We start from the raw sequence: 17064 nt of genomic DNA on the forward strand, positions 1-17064 counted from the left end.
CCTCAGCGCTGGGCGCCGACGGTGTTCTTCAGCTCCAGCACGAGCTGCGGGCTGAGCGCGGCACCGGCGCGGTTGGCGAACAGCGTCATCTCGTAGGCGATGTTGCCGAGCTTGGCGTCCTTGTCGGCGACCACACCGAGGACCGCTCCGCTGCCGATCGCCGAGACGATGACATGGCCGCCCTCCAGATCGATGATGACCTTGTTCAGGCCGCCCAGGCCGTAGTTGCCCGAGGCGCCGGCGGCCAGGCTGGTGATGCCCGAGACGATCGCGGCGAGCCGCTCCGAGTGGGCGCGCTCGCGCAGCTCCGACACGGCGATCAGCAGGCCGTCGGAGGAGACCGCGATCGCGTCGACGACGCCCGCTGTCTCGGTCGCGAATCGATTCAGCAGCCAGGTGAAGTCGGCTGCGGCTGCCTGCAGGTCGGTCGGCGTGGCGCCGTCCGTCGGGGTCTCACCTGTCGACGTGCTCACTGCTCGGCTCCTTCCGGGAGGTGGTTCTGGTCGTGCGGAGGGGGCGTGGGGAGTGGCAGGGTGCCGGTGTCGTGATGGGCACGTTCCACCGCTGCCTCGAACTCCTCCAGCGCGCTGCGCTCCGCCTCGGCGTCGCGGAGACACACGGTCTGCGGTACGGCCTGGGAAGCGCCGGCGGTCGTACGGAGGGTGGCCCCGCGCACCCGGCGGCGCAGGGGGCGCGCGGTGCCGGAGGAGACGGGCTGCGGCGGTTCGGCGTCGACCGCGTCGGCGTCCCTGCGCGGGAGGCGGCGGGGCAGGGGGCGGTCGGCGGGCTCGGCATTCTCCTGTGCGGAGTCCTCGCTCCCGGCCGAGTCCTTCTCCCGCGCCGAATCCGTTTCCTGCGCGGAGCCGTTGTGCCGGCCCGAGCCGTTCTTCTCGTGGGCATCGGACCGTACCGGCCCGGAAGGGGCGTCGGCGGCCGCCGGTGCCACGGCGACCGGCGCCGGGGGCGGGTCCGTCACCGGGCTCATCGTCAGCAGCAGCGACGCCGGCAGCGTCACCTCCGCCGTCACACCGCCGCCCGGCGTACGGGTCAGTTCGACCCCGATCTCCCAGCGGCGGGCCAGCGCGCCCACCACGAACAGGCCCAGCACCTTCGTCGGCACCAGGTCCAGGCGTTCGCGGCGGATCAGCCGTGAGTTCTCCTCGGCCAGCCGCTCGGTGCTCATGCCGAGGCCGTGGTCCGTGACGACCACATGGGCACCCTCGGCGGCCAGGCGGACGGTCACCTCCACCGGGCTGCCCTCGGGGGAGAACGACACCGCGTTCTCCACGAGTTCGGCCGTCATCAGGGTCAGGTCGCCGATGATGTCCGGCGCGACCATGGCGTCCGAGGCGGCGTACAGCCGTACCCGCTGATAACCCTCGATCTGCCCGAGCGCGGCCCGCACCACATTGGAGAGGGCCAGGGGTCCGCCGTCCAGGGCCGTCTCCCGGATGCCCGCCAGCAGCATCAGGCTGTCCGCGTTGCGGCGCAGTCGTACGGCGATGTGGTCGATGGAGTAGAGGCGTTCCAGCAGCGCCGGATCGGTCTCGCCGCGCTCCACGGCGTCGATCAGCGCGAGTTGGCGCGTGGTCAGGTTGCTGACGCGGCGGCCGACGTTGCCGAACATCTCGGCGGTGTTGCGGCGGCTGAGCACCTGGCGCTCCAGCAGGGCCGCGGCCCTGGTCTGCACCCGGTTGAAGGCCTCGGCCAGGTCGCCGATCTCGTCGCGCGCGGTGACCGGCATGTCCTGCAGCCGGGGCGGCCCGTCGTCCTCGGCGTCGTCGTCGGCCACCCGGGACAGCTCACGTCCCGCCACCTCGGCGACCTCCTGCGCGGCCCCGGTGAGCGCCTGCACCGGCCGCACCACCGAGCGGCGCACCAGTATCGCGAACGCGATCCACAGCACGAAGGCGAGCAGCGTGCCGTACAGCAGCAGTCCCGCGCGCCACTGGGCGGAGGAGGCGGTGCTGTCCGTGCGGTCGGCGATCTCACCGATCAGCGAGGTGGTGATCTTCAGCCGGGCGGCGGCCTGTTCGGGGTAGTCGGGGTAGTCGGACAGCGCGTCCTGGACCGCCCGGCGGATCTCCTCCCGCGACCCGGCCTCCAGCTGGGTGGGGTCGATCTGCAACTCGGCGTACGACTGCGCGATCTTCTGCTGGGCGAGGGAGTGGTCGATGCCGGCCAGCTGCCGCGTCTGGCGCTCGGTGGCGAACCGGGAGAAACGTTCCGACTGGTGGGCGTACAGGTCGTAGGCGCCCACCGCGTTGGTGAACTCGATCAGCGCGTTGGTGTCCCCGGTGCTCGCCGAGAACACGCTGGTCTCGAAGGCGCCGTGGGCGGCGTCCGCGCGCAGCAGGGAGTCCAGCAGGTTGCCGGTGAAGGTCGACGCGAGCGTGGTGTTGCGGTCGAGCCCGAGACCGTCGATCAGGCCGCCCGCGGCATCCATGTAGGCCGGGTCGATGTTGTCGGCGGGGAGATAGCCCCGCTCGACGCTCTGGCGCAGGCTGGACAGGCCGTCGACATCCCTGAGTGCCTTTGCCTCGGCTTCCGGCAGCCGGTCGCCGAAGGTGTCACGCACCCTCTCGACCTGGGCCTTCACCGCTTCCTGCGCCGTGCGGTAGGCGGTGAGCGAGGGCTTGGAATAGCCGGACTCGAAGCGCGCGTTCAGCAGGATCGCCTGCTGGTGCTCGGCCTCCACGCGGTCCACCAGCCGGGCCACCTGCGCGCTGTCCCGCACCAGCCGGGCCGCCGACGCGGCGCTGTCCGACTGCTCGACCAGGTCGGTGACGAGATACGACAGCAGGCCCGCGATGACCGCGAGCGGGATACCGACGAGCAGGTTGAGCTTGCGTCGGAAGGGCCAGCGGTCGGCGAAGCCCCGTACACCACTGCGTACCGGGGCATGCCGGGCGGGCGCGTCCACCTGGTTCGTGGACACCGGGCCTCCTTCGGGGGTGCCTTACGGCGGACGCGGGCCCCGTGCACCGCTGTGACCGATATCAACTGCCGTGACACTACCGTCCCCTTGAAGCGTCAATCACCTCGGCTTTATCAAGAATCCGTTACAACGCGCTGCCAATCGATCGCGTATCGAAGCCAATCGGTGACCTGGAGGCACTTGACTGACCGAGAACTGGCTGGATTGGATCAATGGGTGACTTTCACCAACCGCATCAGCAGGCCCATCCGGAGGAACCGAGGCGCGGCGGTGGTCGCCCTCGCGGCGGCGACGGCCCTGCTGGCGGGCTGTGGCTCCTCCGACGACAAGGGCGACAACCCCCTTTCGGACAGCAAGGCGAGCGGCGACAGCGTGGTCGTCGGATCCAACAACTTCGCGGAGAGCATCCTGCTCGCCGACATCTACGGCGAGGCGCTCAAGGCCAAGGGAATCAAGGTCACTTACAAGCCGAACATCGGCAGTCGCGAGACCACCTACGGTCTGCTCAAGAACGGTTCCATCTCCGTCCTGCCCGAGTACAACGGCGCGCTGCTGGCCTACCTCGACCCGAAGGCCACGCCGAAGACCGTCGAGACGACCACCTCGGCCATCGAGGCCAAGCTGGACTCCAAGCTGACCCTGCTGGAGCCCTCGCCCGCGCAGAACAAGGACTCGGTCACGCTCAACGCGGCCACCGCGAAGAAGTACCACCTCACCGAGAAGTCGTCCATCGCCGACCTGAAGGACGTCGCGAAGGACCTGGTCATCGGCGCCTCGCCGGAGTTCCAGACCCGCCAGCAGGGTCTGGTCGGCCTGAAGAAGGTGTACGGCCTGGAGTTCAAGTCCTTCAAGGCGCTGGACGCTGGCGGCCCGCTCACCCAGGCGGCGCTGAAGAAGGACGCGGTGCAGGCCGCGGACATCTTCACCACGGAACCGACCATCTCCAAGGAGAAGTTCGTCGTCCTGCAGGACCCGAAGAACCTCTTCGGCTACGAGAACGTCCAGCCGCTGGTGTACAAGAGCGCCCTGTCCCAGAAGGGCGTCGACGCGCTCGACGCCGTCTCCGCCAAGCTGGACACGGCGACCCTGCTGGACCTGGACAGCCAGGTGCAGTCCCAGAACAAGGACCCGCTGGACGTCGCCAAGGCCTGGCTGCAGTCCGCCGGTCTGGACTGACGTACCGACGTACCGCGGAACACGACGACGCGGGTGCCCCGGAGGTGTGGGGGCACCCGCGTCGTCGTGCACGGATCGGGCCTCCGGCTGGGTCGGCCGGCCCCACCACCCGCAGCCCGGCCTCGGTGCGCGGCCGCCGGTAGCGGCGGGCGACCGTCTGCGCCGGGACACCGAGCAACCTCGGCGATCCTGCTGAACGGAGACCGGCCGTCCGGATGCAGGGCGTGGATGAGGGCACGGTCGAGGTCGTCGAGCATGCCCCCGTCCTCGCCGGTGCCGATCGGTCAGAGGTCGAACTCGTGCGGCGGCAGATCCAGCGTGTAGCACGCCTCACGCACCACCGCCTGCTCGGTCTTGTCGAAGTCGCCGTCCGCGCCGCCGATGACGATGCCGATCTGCACCACGGCCCGCGCCTCGGCAGGCTTCTTCTTCGCCTTGGCGACCTCCTGGAGCACGCTCACCTTGCCGAAGTCGAAGTCGGTGGTCAGCTTGTTCAGGTTCTCCTCGAAGCGGCGCCTCAGGTCGTCGGCCGGGAAGTTCTGCAGCACCTCGTTCGTCGCGATGAGCTGGGCCACCCGCTGCCGCTCCGCCGGGTCGACGGTGCCGTCGGCAGCGGCCACGAGCGCGCACATCGCCATGCTCGCATCGCGGAAGGCCCCGCTCTTCAGGTCGTTCTTCTTCGCCACCAGCTGAGTCTGCATCTGCGACGCCGACTCCTTGAAGCGGTCCCACAGGGCCATGCGAACTCCTCGTATCCACAGTCGATTGCCTCGACGGAAATGTGTACATCAACTTCTACAGCAACGTAGAAACTCATGGGGCGGCCGATAAGTTCCGGCGACCTAGACTGATTCCCCGGACACGGACGGAACACGGCGAAGACGCGGCAGGAGGTCGGCGACAGTGGCGACAGCGCCCGGCACGGGCTTTCAGGACCCCTCGGCCGAGGTGCTCGCGCAGGCGGCCGCCGCCTTCGGACTGCTCGCCTCGCCCGCCCGGCTGCACATCGTGTGGGCGCTGGCCCAGGGGGAGAGCGACGTCACCGGGCTCGCCGACCGCGTGGGCGGCGCGCTGCCCGCCGTCAGCCAGCACCTGACCAAGCTCAAGCTCGCAGGCCTCGTCCGCTCCCGCCGAGAGGGCCGCCGCCAGGTGTACTTCGTGGACGCCGAGGAACAGTCCGCCGTCGTCGACGTCGTACGGCTCCTCGTCGGGCGGTTCGCCGAGCGGCAGGCAACCGCCGTCCCGGCCGCCCGCGTCCGCGGCCTGTGAACCCGTGACCGACACCCCCCTCGCACTGCTGCGGCGCCTGGAGACCGGCCCGCGCGGGCTCACCGACGACGCGGCCGCCGCCCGGCTCGCCGCCCTCGGCGAGAACACCCCGCCCGGTGCCCGCACCCCGTCCTGGGCCCGCCGCTGCGTCCGCGGTCTGAGCGACCCCTTCACCACCGTCCTGCTCGCCCTCGGCCTGGTCTCCGCGTTCGTCGCCTCCTGGGGCACGGCCGCCGTGATCCTCGGCCTGGTCGCGGTCAGCTGCGCGCTGCGCGCGGCCGGTGAGCGCCGCGCCGACCGCTCGCTGGCCGCCCTGCGCGCACTGGCCGCCGGCACGGCCACCGTGCTGCGCCGCGCCGACGACGGAGCCGAGCCGTGCGCCCGCGAGGTCCCGGTCGCCGACCTGGTGCCCGGCGACGTCGTACGGCTCGGTCCCGGCGATCTCGTCCCGGCCGACGTACGGCTGCTGCGCGCCCGCGGTCTGACGGTGCGCGAGGCCGCGCTCACCGGTGAGTCCGCACCCGTGCCCAAGGCCGCGGCCGATGTGCCCGACCCGCTCGCCGAGTCGCACCTGTGCTTCCAAGGCAGCGACGTCGTCGCCGGCAGCACCACCGCCGTCGTCGTGGCGACCGGAGCGCACACCCGGTTCGCCGGAGCCCACCGGGTGCCGGGCCGTCGTGGGCCGAGCGCCTTCGACAGGTCCGTCCACGGGATCTCCTGGGTGCTGGTCCGTTTCATGCTGCTCACCCCGCCGCTGGTTCTCATGGCGAGCGCGGTCCTGAGCGGCCGGGGCCCGCAGACCCTGCCGTTCGCCGTCGCGGTGGCCGTCGGGCTCACCCCCGAGATGCTCCCGGTGATCGTCACCACCTGCCTGGCCCGGGGCGCCGCCCTGCTCGCGCGCACCCACCGGGTCGTCGTACGACGGCTGCCCGCGCTGCACGACCTCGGCGCGATCGACGTGCTGTGCGTGGACAAGACCGGCACGCTCACCGAGGACAGGCCCGTCGTCGCCCGCTCGCTCGGACCGGACGGCCGGCCCGACCCGGACGTGCTGCGCTGGGCCGCCGTCGGCGCCTGGTGGACCCTGCAACTCGCCGAACTGCCCGCCCCGGACGCCCTCGACGAGGCCCTGCTCACCGCCGCCGGACTCGTGGGCGAGGAGTACGACGGCCTCGCCGCCCTGCCCTTCGACCCGGCCAGGCGCACCGCGACCGCTGTCGTCGCCGGCCCCCTGGGCCGCCATGTCCTGGTGACCAAGGGCGCCGCCGAGGCCGTCCTGGAACGCTGCGAGCTGCCGGACGCCGAACGCCGGCGGCTGCTCGCGCTCGCCGCGCGCGAGGCGGACGCCGGGCTGCGCGTCCTGGCCGTCGCCACCGCCGAACTCCCGCACTCTCGACTTCGCACGAGCCGGGGGACCCCCATCGCCGGCATCCGGCCCTGCACACCCGCCGACGAACACGGCCTCACCTACCGCGGTCTGGTCACCTTCCGCGACGACCTCGCCCCCGGCGCCGCCGAGGCCCTGCGCACTCTCACCGGCCTCGGCGTCACGGTCCACGTCCTCACCGGTGACCATCCCGGCACGGCCGTCCGTGTCTGCCGCGACCTGGGACTGGAGCCGGAACAGGTGCGGACGGCCGCGGACGGTGCCGGCCCGGCCGTACCGGCCCGTTCCTCGGTCGTCGCCCGCTGTACCCCCGAGGACAAGGCGCGCATCGTGGCGGGCCTCCGCGCGTCCGGGCACACCGTCGGCTTCCTCGGTGACGGCGCCAACGACGTACCCGCGCTGCTCGCCGCCGACGTCGGCCTGGCCCCGCGCGGTGCCGTCGATGTGGCCCGCGAGAGCGCCGACGTCGTACTCGCCGACAAGGACCTCACCGCGATCGGGTACGCCGTCGGCGCCGGCCGGCACAGCAGCGCCAACATCGCCTCCTATCTGCGTGTCACCCTCTCCTCCAACCTCGGCAACGTCATCGCGATGCTCGCCGCCGGACTGCTGTTGCCCTTCCTGCCCATGCTCCCCGCCCAGGTGCTCGCGCAGAACCTGTGCTTCGACGCCTCCCAGCTCGCCTTCGCCCACGACCGCCCCGACGCCCGGGCGCTGCACCGGCCGACCGTGCTCCGGCCGCCCTCCTTCCTGCGGTTCATCGCCGGTTTCGGCGTGCTCAACGCGATCGCCGACCTCGCCACCTTCGGCGTGCTCGCGTTCGCCCTGCGCGGCCCCGACGCCGTGGACGACGAAGCCCTGTTCCACTCGGCCTGGTTCACCGAGAACCTGCTCACCCAAGCCCTGGTGATGCTGCTCCTGCGTTCCGGCCGGCACGTCGCAGAGGGCCGTCGCCCCGGCCCGGTCGGCTGGTCCGCGGCCGGGCTCGCCGCCATCGGCGTGCTGCTACCGCTCAGCCCCCTGGGCGCGGCCCTCGGTATGACGGCCCTGCCCGCCACCTACCACCTGCTGCTCGCCGCCGTCCTCGGCCTGTACGCCCTCGCCCTCACCGCGGCGAAGACGCGTCACGACCGGCGTCAGCGGTAGATCAGGTTCGAGGTGCCGGCGGCCGGCAGGCCCCGGACCACGTCGATCGGGGCCGTGCCGGTCTGCCGAGACTCGGGGCCGTGCCGGTCTGCCGAGACTCGGGACCGTGCCGGTCTGCCGAAGCCCGGGGCCGCGCCGAACTGTTCCGGCTCGGCGCCGGGGAACGCCTCGGCGCGCCGCACTCGCCCACCCCCGCCAATGCCCCATCCCGGGTTGTACAGTTGCGCAATGTAGCAATCGTTTTTGAGCGGACCCCGGGGCATCCGAGCCCGTGGCCGTCAGGAAGAACGTGGGAAAAGGAGGGGGCGGTCATGCTCCGCAATGGACTCGAGCCCTGGCACCTGCTGATCGTCGCGATCGTGTTCCTCGTGCTGTTCGGCTCCAGGAAGCTGCCGGACGCCGCCCGGGCGCTGGGCACATCCATGCGCATTCTCAAGAGCGAGGCGAAGGCGATGAAGGGTGAGAGCGGCACCCCGGCCGCCGGCGGACCGGGCGTCGGAACAGGCAACGGTGCCGGCACCGGCCAGGCTGTGGAGCCGGCGGAGGTCCGCACCGCGTCCGGCGCCTAGACCGGCAGCCTCTTGAACACCATGACGCCGCAGCCCCTTCGTTCCTTGCATCGTCCGGAGGGCGTTCCACTGCCGTCCGTCTGCGCGATGAACTCGCCACGACGGCACAGAAGTTCCCAGGCCACCCGTTCGGGCGAGGCTTCGGGGCGGCGTTGAGGCGTCGGCGTCTCAGGCCGGTTCCCCCGCCCCTTCCCGCAGGCTCTGCGCAGCGGCCCGCGCCTCCTTGCGGCGACGGCGGCGGCTCACACGGGGCTCCTGGTCGGGGAGCCAGCCGAAGGTGAGGCAGCAGCCGGTGGCGCCGAGGAGGAGGCCGATGAAGAAGCCGCCGAGGTTCGAGGTGAGCCAGGTGCCCAGCGACAGCAGGATGCCGGTGAGGGAGTAGAAGAGCCGCTGGCCGGGGTTGAAGAGGATCAGCAGACCCAGCAGCATCATGAGCGTCGGCAGCAGATAGCCGGCCAGGCCCTGCATGCCGATGTGCATCACGACCTTCAGTGAGGCCTTCTCGGTGAGCAGGATCTCGCCGCCCCCGAGGGTCAGCAGCAGTCCGCCCCAGAACGGACGGCGGGCCCGCCACCTGCGGAAGGCGGGCCTCAGTCCCTGATGTGGACGTTCCGGCATCGGATCAGCAGCCCGAATCGCTGAAGCGGAGCCTGAGTCCCGGCAGCTTGAACACACCGGCGGTGGTCGCGTAGTTGGTCTGCCGCAGGTTGCCGATGTGTACCGTGTCGGCCTGCTGGCTGAAGACGCCGATCGGGCCCTTCGCGTTCGCCTTGTTCAGTGTGCTGGCGTCGTTGCCGATCTCGATGTTGTTGAACGCCGCGTCACCCGACAGCTCGGTCGAGTCGGTGGTGAGGTCGCTCGCGATCACCTTCTGTTCGCCGCTGCCCGCGGTGATCAGCAGGTTGGTGCCACCGAGGTCGACGCTCTGGCACAGCTTGGTGAGCGTGGCGTTCTTGATCGCGGAGGTGACGACGAGCACCTGGCCGCCGGTGTCCCCGGCGTTCGGGCTGCCGTCCGCCATGTTGTCGAGCCCGCCGAACTGCTCGAAGCCGGTGCCGTTGAGTTCCGTCGCCGTGACCGTGAACGGCATACCGGAGATCGCGAACTGCACACCGAGGGCCCCCTGCGCGGTGAGGATCGCAAGGCCGGCGGCGACCACGGTGGCGGGCACGGCCATGACAGCGGCCCTGCGCAGCCGTACCCGGCCTCGCCTCTCGCCGCCGACGGCGGACCCGGACGCGGCTGAGGCTTCGGGCGAGGAACCGCTTCCTGGGTTCTCGGGGGTGTTGTCGGCGGACGAGAGGTCCGGGGACGAGGCCATGTCTGCTCCCATGGGCATAGATCAATGCGGGTTGGGCTTCAGTGGCGCGTTGTCCTGGCGCGGACAGCGGCTGTCGCGCACGCCTCCTCGCACTCCCGGCGGATGCAAGGGCTTTCTCGTTACGCGGCAGTAGCCTGCGAGGAAGTTACCGCCGGTTACTTTTCAGGGTCAAGGGAGTTGTGAAAAAAGGGTGTTGGATGTGCGCGGACCCCCACGAGCCCGCCGGGGAAGCGGTATCGGGACAGGTGTCGCGAACAGCAACTCCTTTGTAGTGCCTTGACGTTGACGGTTCATCAGGTCTACAACTCTCCCTGGTTTCCCCGGATCCGTGGCGCCGGATCCGCCGAGCGGCATGGGCCGCATTCCCGGCCTTCCTTCAGCAACCGCTCCACACCACCGCGGCACCGGCACGGCCGTTCCCCCCTCGGTCCGTGCCCGTCCGCCCCCTGTCCGGCCCGGCCGGAGGCCTTCCCCCGAGGCCTTCGGCCGGTGCCTGGCCGGCTTCCGTCGCCGGTCCGTGACGTACGGAGAAGGCGTCGCGGACCGGCGACGGCGGCCACCACCCCCCTCACCGACCGCGCATCACCACTCCCTCCGTGCCATCCCCGATGCCCCCCACGCGCCACCCCCGGCATTCGGCGCCGCCACCCCCCACCTCATCAACACCCCCCACCTCACCCCACGTTGTCCCCCCACCCAAGGAATGAGGCACCCGCATGCGTACGCGATCCCTCCTCGCCCTCGCCGGCGCCGTCACCGCGCTCACCGTCGCCGCCGCCGTCCCCGCGTCCGCGGACGGCAGCGCTGTGCTGACCACGGGCAGCGTCGGCGGCACCGCCGCGGCGGTCGGTGACACCCTGACCGCGCCCCTGGCCGGCGGCACGTCCGCCACGCTCTACTCCAGCGCGACCGGCACCAGCGGGGTCACCTGCAAGTCGTCGCAGTTCACCGCCACGGTCACGGGCAACCCGACCGCCCCCGGTACGGCCACCGAGTCGGTCACCGGGCACTCCTTCGACAGCAGCAGCTGCACCAGCAACGTCACCGGTGTGCTCGGCGTCAGCAGCATCACGGTCGACAACCTGCCCTACACCGCAACGGTCGCCTCCGACGGCACCCTCACCGTCTCGCCGGCCGGCGGATCCACCATCCAGACCACGGTCAAGCTGCGCACCCTGCTGGGCACCATCACCTGCGTCTACCAGGCGCCCAGCCTGACCGGTAAGGCCGACAACAGCGACAGCAGCATCACCTTCACCAACCAGCAGTTCACCAAGACCTCAGGCTCGTCGCTCTGCTTCGCCAGTGGCTACTTCACCGCCAAGTACGCCCCCGTGACCGACGCGGGTGCCCAGGTCTATGTCAACTGACGTACGGGCCGCAGAGGTCCGGAAGGTCAGAAGGTCAGCGTCGGCGTAGACGCAGAACCAGGGCGGCGCCCCCGGTGAGCACCAGCACCGCGGCGGCGCCGCCCGCCAGCAACGGGGCCGAGGGGCCCGCGTCCGCGCGGGTCGCCTCGGCCACGGGTGTGCTGTCATCGGTGGCGCTCGCCGAAGTCTTCTTCTCCGAGGAGGCCGGAGTTCCCGTGGGAGGCCGAGAGGTCGCCGTCCGCGCGGGCGGCGGGCTCGCCGGAGCCTGTGAGGCCCCGGCCGGCTTCGTGGCCTTCGCCGTTCCCGTCCCGGTCCCCGCCCCGGTGCCTGTACCCGCCCCGGCCCCCGCCTCCGGGAACACCACGTCGGAGCACGAGTAGTACGTGTCCGGTGTGCTGCTGTTCTGCCAGATCGTGTACAGCATCTGACGGCCCGTGCGGTCCTTCGGCAGTGTCGCCCGGAGGTGGTACGCCCCGTTCGTCAGCGGCGGGTCCGTGACCTCGGCGAAGGGGCGCGTGGGCAGATCCGACCACTTCAGCGGCTTGGCCGGGTCGTAGCCGGGCTTGGTGAGATACATCCTGAACGTGCCGGTGTGCGCGATCGTCGAGGCGTACGTCATAGTCAGCCGCCCGCCCGGGGCCAGTCGGGTCGCCGGCCAGTCCTGCCGGGCCAGATCGAGGCCCCGGTAGGCGGGCAGGTTCCCGCTGCACAGCCTGCCGTCCGGGATCACCTGCCGGTCCCGGCCGCCCACCCCCGCCACGCGCAGGTTGTCCCACGCGGTGAAGGGGGCGCCGTTCGCGGCGACAGCCGCCTTGCAGGCCGCCGACCGGTTCGCGCTGCCGCCCTCGGGGGAGCAGGCGTACACCCGGCTGACCGGATCCGTGGGGGCGCCATGGGCCTGGGCAGACCCCGCCACCCACGGCAGAAGCAGGAGCGGGGCCGCCGCTGCGGCCGCCGTGACGCTCAGGCGGGTGGTCTTCCGAGTCATCCGGGACTTCTCCTCGGCGGGCGCGGGAACGGGGATCTGCTGTGTCCAGTACGGGACACACGTCCGCCGCGTTCAGCCGCCCCGGGAGTGTCCAAAACCGATCGGCCGACGGCACCGACCGTTCGGGCTGTTTTGACGGACGCCCGCGACGGCACACCTGGAAGCGGACGGGGCGCCTCGTCGCCGGGCCGTCAAAGAGCGGAAGATCACGGCCTCTTGGCTTCCGGAAACGGTCAAGTTCAGTGGGAGCAGCATCTTTCGATGCCATCCGTTTGCAGAATGCGAAGGTCGTGCCGAGTATCGCGGCTGCGCATGACACGGGTCGGACCTCTGAGTACGACCACCCGACTCCCTTTCCCGCTCGGTGAGTTATCGTATGCGTGGGGTCAAAACAAACCGCGTGTCCCGTTCGTTAGAGAGCCGCGAGGAGGGGTCAGTCGATGGCGAGGCAATTACGCGCTGAGCAGACCCGGGCGACGATCATCACGGCTGCTGCCGATCTGTTCGACCGGCAGGGCTATGAATCCACCAGTCTGAGTGACATCGTCGGCCACGCGCAGGTCACCAAGGGGGCGTTGTACTTCCACTTCGCCGCCAAGGAGGACCTGGCCCACGCCATCCTGGAACTCCAGGCCAGAGCCGCGCAGCAGGTGGTGGCCGAAGTCGAGGGGCGCGGCTACTCCTCGCTGGAGGCTCTGATGCGGGCCACGTTCGCGGTCGCCCGGCTGGCCGTGGACGACCCGGTGCCGCGCGCCGGACTCCGCCTCGCCACCGCGGACGTCGTCGTACGGCCACCGCTCAGACACCCCTTCACCGAGTGGTTGGATTTCGCCACCCGCAAGTTCAGCGGTGCCGTCAAGGAGGCCGATGTCCATGCCGAGATCGACGTAGGTGTCGTCGCGCACTCCCTCGTCTGCTTCTTCGTCGGGACCCGGGTCGCCGGCCGCTCCCTCGAACCGGTCGCACGGCTGCCCCGCAGGGTCGCCGAGATGTGGCACCTGATGGTCCGGGGGCTGGTGCCGGTGCACCGCCGCCCCCGCTATCTGACCCTCGCCACGCAGCTGGAGCGGGAGATCAGAACCGGCTGAACCGCGCGATACGGTGACGGGCATGCCCGTCACCCCCGCGCCCGTGATCCTCGGCAATGAACCGGGCTCGTTCCCGCACAGCGTGCTGGCCGAGCGGCACCCCGCGATCATCCGGCAGGTACGGGACGCCTTCCCGTACGGGCCCGCGCAGCACCACGCGCTCGACGAGCTGCTGAAGAGCTGCACCGAAGGGGTGATCGAACCGCTGCCCGAGGACGCGGGCGACCGGGACCGCTGGCGCGCCTGGGGGCTGGACGGCCACCTGGGCCGGTCCTGGTTCGACGTGCCGTGGCTGTGGTCCGAGAGTTACTTCTACCGCCGGCTGCTGGACGCCGTCGGCTGCACCGGCCCGGGCGCCTGGCAGGGCATCGACCCCTTCCGCCCCTTCAAACGCGCCGAACTCGACGCCCCGGAGACCGACGAGGAACTCTCCGCGCTCGATGCGCTCCAGGACCGGCCGGAGCAGGAGCGGGCTCGCGCCCTGCTGCACGGCTCGCTGTGGGGCAACCGAGCCGACCTCGGCTTCCGCCTCTCCGCCGAGGGCGCCGAGGCCGCGGAACCGACCCCCGCTCTGGTGGCCGACGACAGCGAGACCCTGTGGTCGCTGCTGCCGCCCTCCGCCCCCGGCACGCTCGTCCTGGTCGCGGACAACGCGGGCCGCGAACTCGTCCCCGACCTGCTCCTGATCGCCCATCTCCTCGCCGAGGGGCGGATCCGGCGGGCCACGCTGCACGTCAAGCCCCACCCCTACTACGTCTCCGACGCCACCACCGCCGACGTGGTCGACGCCCTGCAGCGCCTCGTCGCGGCACCGGGGGCGGCCGCCCAGTACGGGCGCGTCCTCTGGTCGGCCATGGCCGACGGCCGGCTCACGGTACGCGCCCACCCCTTCTCCTGCGCCCCGCTGCCGTACGCCGACCAGCCGGACGACCTGCGCGCCGAGTTCGCCTCGGCCACGCTGACCATCGTCAAGGGCGACCTCAACTACCGCCGCCTGGTGGGCGACCGCCTGTGGCCGCCCACCACGCCCTTCCAGGAGGCCACCCCCTGCTTCCCCGGGCCCGTCGCCGCCCTGCGCACCCTGAAGTCCGACGTGATCACCGGCCTGACCGCGGCGACCGAGGCCGCACTGGTCGCGGCGGAGGGGCAGCGCTGGCGCACCGGCGGCACCCATGCGCTGATCCAGGTGAACGCGTCAGGCGACGCTCAGCGGAAGTGACTTGAGGCCGTTGATGAAGTTGGACACGAGCCGCCCGGCCGGACCCGCGAGCCGCGGGCCGGGCAGCGCGCGCAACACCTCCTCGTAGAGCAGCTGCAGCTGCAGCCGGGCGAAGTGGGCGCCCAGACACACGTGCGGTCCGTCCCCGAAGGACACGTGCGCATTGGGCGTGCGGGAGAGGTCGAGCCGGTCGGGCTCGGCGAACGCGCGTTCGTCACGGTTGGCCGAGGCATGGAACACCACCACCTTGTCGCCCGCTCCGATCCGGCGGCCGGCCAGCTCGGTGTCGTGGGCGGCCGTGCGGCGGAAGGTCAGAACCGGCGGGTGCCAGCGCAGCAACTCGTCCACGGCGGACCGCATTCCGGCCTTCCCCGCGCGCAGCATCTCGTACGCCTCCGGATGCTCCGCCAGGGCCAGCAGTCCGCCGGGGGCCGCGCTGCGTACGGTGTCGTTGCCCGCGACGGTGAGCAGGAAGAAGAACATCTCCAGCTCCGCCGACACGAGTTCGGCGTCATGTGCGAGCGTCGTCATGATGTCGTCGGCGGGATACCGTCGTTTGTACGCGGCCAGCTGTCCGGCGTAGGCGAACATGTCCCGCAGCATCGCCGGTGAACGCGGATCGACCGGCTTGCCGGCCTCGTCCAGCACCGGGGGACCGGCCTCGTCCGGATCCTGGTAGCCGATGACCCGCCGCGTCCAGTGCAGCAGCAGCCGCCGGTCGCTGTCCGGAACCCCCAGCAGATCGGCCAGATTGAGCAGGGCGTACTCGTCGGTGACGGTGGAGACCACGTCGACCGTGCCGTCGCCCGACCGGGCCTCGTCCAGAGCCCGGCCGAGCAGGGCGCGGGCACGTTCGCGCGCGACCGCCGCGAACCGGTCGACGCGCCCCGGAGTGAACGCACGGCTCACCAGCCGCCGCAGTCGCCTGTGCTGCGGCGGATCCTGATTGAGCATCATGCGCCGGATGAACGGTAGGTCGTCCGGGTCCGGATCGCGGATCTGGGTCGCGCCGATGTACGAGGAGTACGTCGCCGAATCCTTGAGCACGCGGACCACGTCGGCGTGCCGGGTGACCGCCCAGAATCCCGGCCCGGCCGGCCAGCCCAGCACCTCGCTCTCGTGCTGCCAGGCCACCGGGTGGTGGTCGCGCAGCACGCGGTAGTCGGCGTACGGCACCCCGGCGGCGTACCGGCGCGGGTCGAAGACGTCGGGCACCGGCGGGGCGTCGCGTACGCTCACGCCTGCTCGTCCTCGCCGGCCTCGTCGGCCCGCAGGAAGTCCTCGACCACTCGGATGAGCTCCAGCGGGGTCTCGTCCATCGCGTAGTGCCCGGCGCCCGGGAGGGCGGCGAGCCGGGCGCGCGGATACCAGGACATCCAGGTCTCCCGCATCAGCGCCGGCGACAGCGCCGGATCGAGTTCACCGGCCACCGCCAGCGCGGGCACCTCGCAGCCCTCCACGTCGGCGCGGAAGTCCTCGCCCGCCCAGGAGCCGAGCCAGGCCCGGAACGCCTTCGGGTCGCTGCGCTCCAGCGACCGGTCCACCATCCGGTCGAGCCAGGCGGCAGGACGACGGCCCCCGGTGGTGAAGTCGATGATCGTGCGCCGGTTCTCCGGCTTGTGCGCCGCGTCCGCGAACAGCACGCCCTGCTCGCCGGGCAGCGGCAGCCCCGAGGCGGGTACGGGGGAGACGCCGACGATCCGGCGCAGCCGGTGCGGGGCCACCGACAGCAGCCGCTGTGCCACCGTGCCGCCCATGGAGTGCCCGATCACCGAGAACCGTCCCCAGCCCAGCCGGTCGGCCAGCTCCACCAGGTCCACGGCCGCCTCGGCCGTCGTACAGGAGCCCACGGCATCCCGGGCCTTGCCGTAGCCGCGCAGATCGACCAGCGCGTAGGTGAAGGCGGTGCGGTCCAGGTCCGGCAGGACGGCCGCGTAGGCGGACCGGTCGGCGAACCAGCCGTGCACGGCGAACACCTTGTGGGCGCCGTCGCCGTGCACCTCATGGGGCAGCAGAAAGGAGGTCATGCGCCTACCGTGGACCGCACACGGGGGCTCGGCAAGGGTGCGGACGGGGCATGCCCCAGCCGTCCGGGTGGTGTACCGGGCGCCGGACAGGGCGGGTGAAGGGAAGGCGGAGGCATGCGCATCGGAGCGGCACCGCAGCGGCTGTGGTCCCGGTCGGAGGACGCGCTCGACGGTGTTCTGGAGACAGCCCGCACGGCCGACGAACTCGGCTTCGACCATGTCGTCGCCGGTGGTCACCTGCTGGCCGGCGACCTCGGCGTGACTCCGGACCCGCTGGTCCTGCTGTCCGCGGTGGCGGGCGCGACCCGGCCGGCCTGGACCTGACGGCGGTCCGGTTCCTGCTGCCGCCGGGCTTCGCGCCCGCCGTGGACAACCCCGGACGCCTCCTGGGAGGCCCGGACGCCACCGCGGAGAGCGTGCGGGACGAGCTGGGGCGCCTGGAGGACGCGGGCCTTTCGGTCGTCTCCCTGTGGCTGCCGGTCGCGACGGAGGCGCTCCCGGACGCCATGGCCTGGACCGCCGAGGAGGTCCTGCGGCACGTGTCATGAACGATGGCCAACGCCACA

General features: G+C 71.5%; 18 protein-coding genes. 9 read left to right on the forward strand and 9 right to left on the reverse strand.

The features are described 5' to 3' along the window. Positions 1 to 2 precede the first annotated feature (2 nt). Positions 3 to 473 carry a roadblock/LC7 domain-containing protein gene (locus tag ACIRU3_RS09895; protein WP_404053960.1) on the reverse strand — a complete coding sequence of 157 codons (471 nt, stop codon included), beginning with the start codon at positions 471 to 473 and terminating at the stop codon, positions 3 to 5. After that, positions 470 to 2938 (reverse strand): ATP-binding protein, encoded by a 2469-nt coding sequence (locus ACIRU3_RS09900; RefSeq protein WP_404053963.1) that lies wholly within the window; start codon positions 2936 to 2938, stop codon positions 470 to 472. The genes ACIRU3_RS09895 and ACIRU3_RS09900 overlap by 4 nt, the downstream gene beginning before the upstream one ends. 216 nt (positions 2939 to 3154) lie before the next feature. Here ACIRU3_RS09900 and ACIRU3_RS09905 point away from each other — a divergent pair, with 216 nt between their 5' ends. Then, positions 3155 to 4114: an ABC transporter substrate-binding protein gene (locus tag ACIRU3_RS09905; protein WP_404053966.1), complete on the forward strand. Its 960-nt coding sequence runs from the start codon at positions 3155 to 3157 to the stop codon at positions 4112 to 4114. Between the two features lie 284 nt (positions 4115 to 4398). Here the strand turns inward: ACIRU3_RS09905 and ACIRU3_RS09910 are convergent, their stop codons facing one another. Beyond that, positions 4399 to 4854, reverse strand: a complete 456-nt coding sequence (locus tag ACIRU3_RS09910) for a tellurite resistance TerB family protein (RefSeq protein WP_404053969.1) — start codon at positions 4852 to 4854, stop codon at positions 4399 to 4401. 163 nt (positions 4855 to 5017) lie between these two features. Here ACIRU3_RS09910 and ACIRU3_RS09915 point away from each other — a divergent pair, with 163 nt between their 5' ends. Both ACIRU3_RS09915 and mgtA read left to right on the forward strand, forming a co-directional pair. Beyond that, the gene (locus ACIRU3_RS09915; protein ID WP_404053971.1) at positions 5018 to 5383 is read left to right on the forward strand and encodes an ArsR/SmtB family transcription factor; all 366 of its coding nucleotides are present in this window, start codon (positions 5018 to 5020) and stop codon (positions 5381 to 5383) included. Between the two features lie 4 nt (positions 5384 to 5387). Next, the gene (gene mgtA / locus ACIRU3_RS09920; RefSeq protein ID WP_404053974.1) at positions 5388 to 7916 is read left to right on the forward strand and encodes a magnesium-translocating P-type ATPase; all 2529 of its coding nucleotides are present in this window, start codon (positions 5388 to 5390) and stop codon (positions 7914 to 7916) included. Here the strand turns inward: mgtA and ACIRU3_RS09925 are convergent. After that, the gene (locus ACIRU3_RS09925) at positions 7907 to 8098 is read right to left on the reverse strand and encodes a hypothetical protein (protein WP_404053977.1); all 192 of its coding nucleotides are present in this window, start codon (positions 8096 to 8098) and stop codon (positions 7907 to 7909) included. The two genes, mgtA and ACIRU3_RS09925, sit on opposite strands and share 10 nt — an antisense overlap. 129 nt (positions 8099 to 8227) lie before the next feature. Between ACIRU3_RS09925 and tatA the strand changes: the two genes are divergently transcribed. Continuing rightward, positions 8228 to 8485, forward strand: coding sequence for a Sec-independent protein translocase subunit TatA (tatA, locus tag ACIRU3_RS09930; RefSeq protein WP_404053980.1), 258 nt, complete (start codon positions 8228 to 8230; stop codon positions 8483 to 8485). Positions 8486 to 8653: 168 nt separating this feature from the next. On the opposite strand, the gene ACIRU3_RS09935 is transcribed toward tatA, so the two are convergent. Together ACIRU3_RS09935 and ACIRU3_RS09940 are read right to left on the reverse strand one after the other, a co-directional pair. Next, a complete protein-coding gene (locus tag ACIRU3_RS09935; protein ID WP_404053982.1) occupies positions 8654 to 9103 on the reverse strand; it encodes a DUF6114 domain-containing protein in 450 nt (149 codons plus the stop codon). 4 nt (positions 9104 to 9107) lie between these two features. Beyond that, positions 9108 to 9806: a DUF6230 family protein gene (locus tag ACIRU3_RS09940; protein WP_404054429.1), complete on the reverse strand. Its 699-nt coding sequence runs from the start codon at positions 9804 to 9806 to the stop codon at positions 9108 to 9110. Between the two features lie 716 nt (positions 9807 to 10522). Here ACIRU3_RS09940 and ACIRU3_RS09945 point away from each other — a divergent pair. Continuing rightward, positions 10523 to 11176 (forward strand): Tat pathway signal sequence domain protein, encoded by a 654-nt coding sequence (locus tag ACIRU3_RS09945; RefSeq protein ID WP_404053985.1) that lies wholly within the window; start codon positions 10523 to 10525, stop codon positions 11174 to 11176. Positions 11177 to 11210: 34 nt separating this feature from the next. Here ACIRU3_RS09945 and ACIRU3_RS09950 read toward each other — a convergent pair whose 3' ends face one another. Continuing rightward, complete coding sequence (locus tag ACIRU3_RS09950) at positions 11211 to 12164, reverse strand: lytic polysaccharide monooxygenase (protein WP_404053988.1); 954 nt, start codon at positions 12162 to 12164, stop codon at positions 11211 to 11213. A gap of 440 nt (positions 12165 to 12604) precedes the next feature. Here ACIRU3_RS09950 and ACIRU3_RS09955 point away from each other — a divergent pair, with 440 nt between their 5' ends. Continuing rightward, complete coding sequence (locus ACIRU3_RS09955) at positions 12605 to 13252, forward strand: ScbR family autoregulator-binding transcription factor (protein WP_404053991.1); 648 nt, start codon at positions 12605 to 12607, stop codon at positions 13250 to 13252. A 22-nt stretch (positions 13253 to 13274) separates the two neighbouring features. Continuing rightward, positions 13275 to 14471, forward strand: a complete 1197-nt coding sequence (locus tag ACIRU3_RS09960) for a damage-control phosphatase ARMT1 family protein (protein WP_404053994.1) — start codon at positions 13275 to 13277, stop codon at positions 14469 to 14471. On the opposite strand, the gene ACIRU3_RS09965 is transcribed toward ACIRU3_RS09960, so the two are convergent. Further along, positions 14448 to 15710 carry a cytochrome P450 gene (locus ACIRU3_RS09965; RefSeq protein ID WP_404053997.1) on the reverse strand — a complete coding sequence of 421 codons (1263 nt, stop codon included), beginning with the start codon at positions 15708 to 15710 and terminating at the stop codon, positions 14448 to 14450. The two genes, ACIRU3_RS09960 and ACIRU3_RS09965, sit on opposite strands and share 24 nt — an antisense overlap. Continuing rightward, a complete protein-coding gene (locus tag ACIRU3_RS09970; RefSeq protein WP_404054000.1) occupies positions 15707 to 16498 on the reverse strand; it encodes an alpha/beta fold hydrolase in 792 nt (263 codons plus the stop codon). Before ACIRU3_RS09970 ends, ACIRU3_RS09965 begins: the two co-directional genes overlap by 4 nt. A 114-nt stretch (positions 16499 to 16612) precedes the next feature. Here ACIRU3_RS09970 and ACIRU3_RS09975 point away from each other — a divergent pair, with 114 nt between their 5' ends. Together ACIRU3_RS09975 and ACIRU3_RS09980 are read left to right on the forward strand one after the other, a co-directional pair. Beyond that, positions 16613 to 16822 (forward strand): LLM class flavin-dependent oxidoreductase, encoded by a 210-nt coding sequence (locus ACIRU3_RS09975; RefSeq protein WP_404054003.1) that lies wholly within the window; start codon positions 16613 to 16615, stop codon positions 16820 to 16822. A gap of 41 nt (positions 16823 to 16863) precedes the next feature. Next, the gene (locus tag ACIRU3_RS09980; RefSeq protein WP_404054006.1) at positions 16864 to 17046 is read left to right on the forward strand and encodes a hypothetical protein; all 183 of its coding nucleotides are present in this window, start codon (positions 16864 to 16866) and stop codon (positions 17044 to 17046) included. Positions 17047 to 17064: the final 18 nt, after the last annotated feature.

Source organism: Streptomyces sp. NPDC101151, assembly GCF_044768335.1.
Classification (GTDB): Bacteria; Actinomycetota; Actinomycetes; order Streptomycetales; family Streptomycetaceae; genus Streptomyces.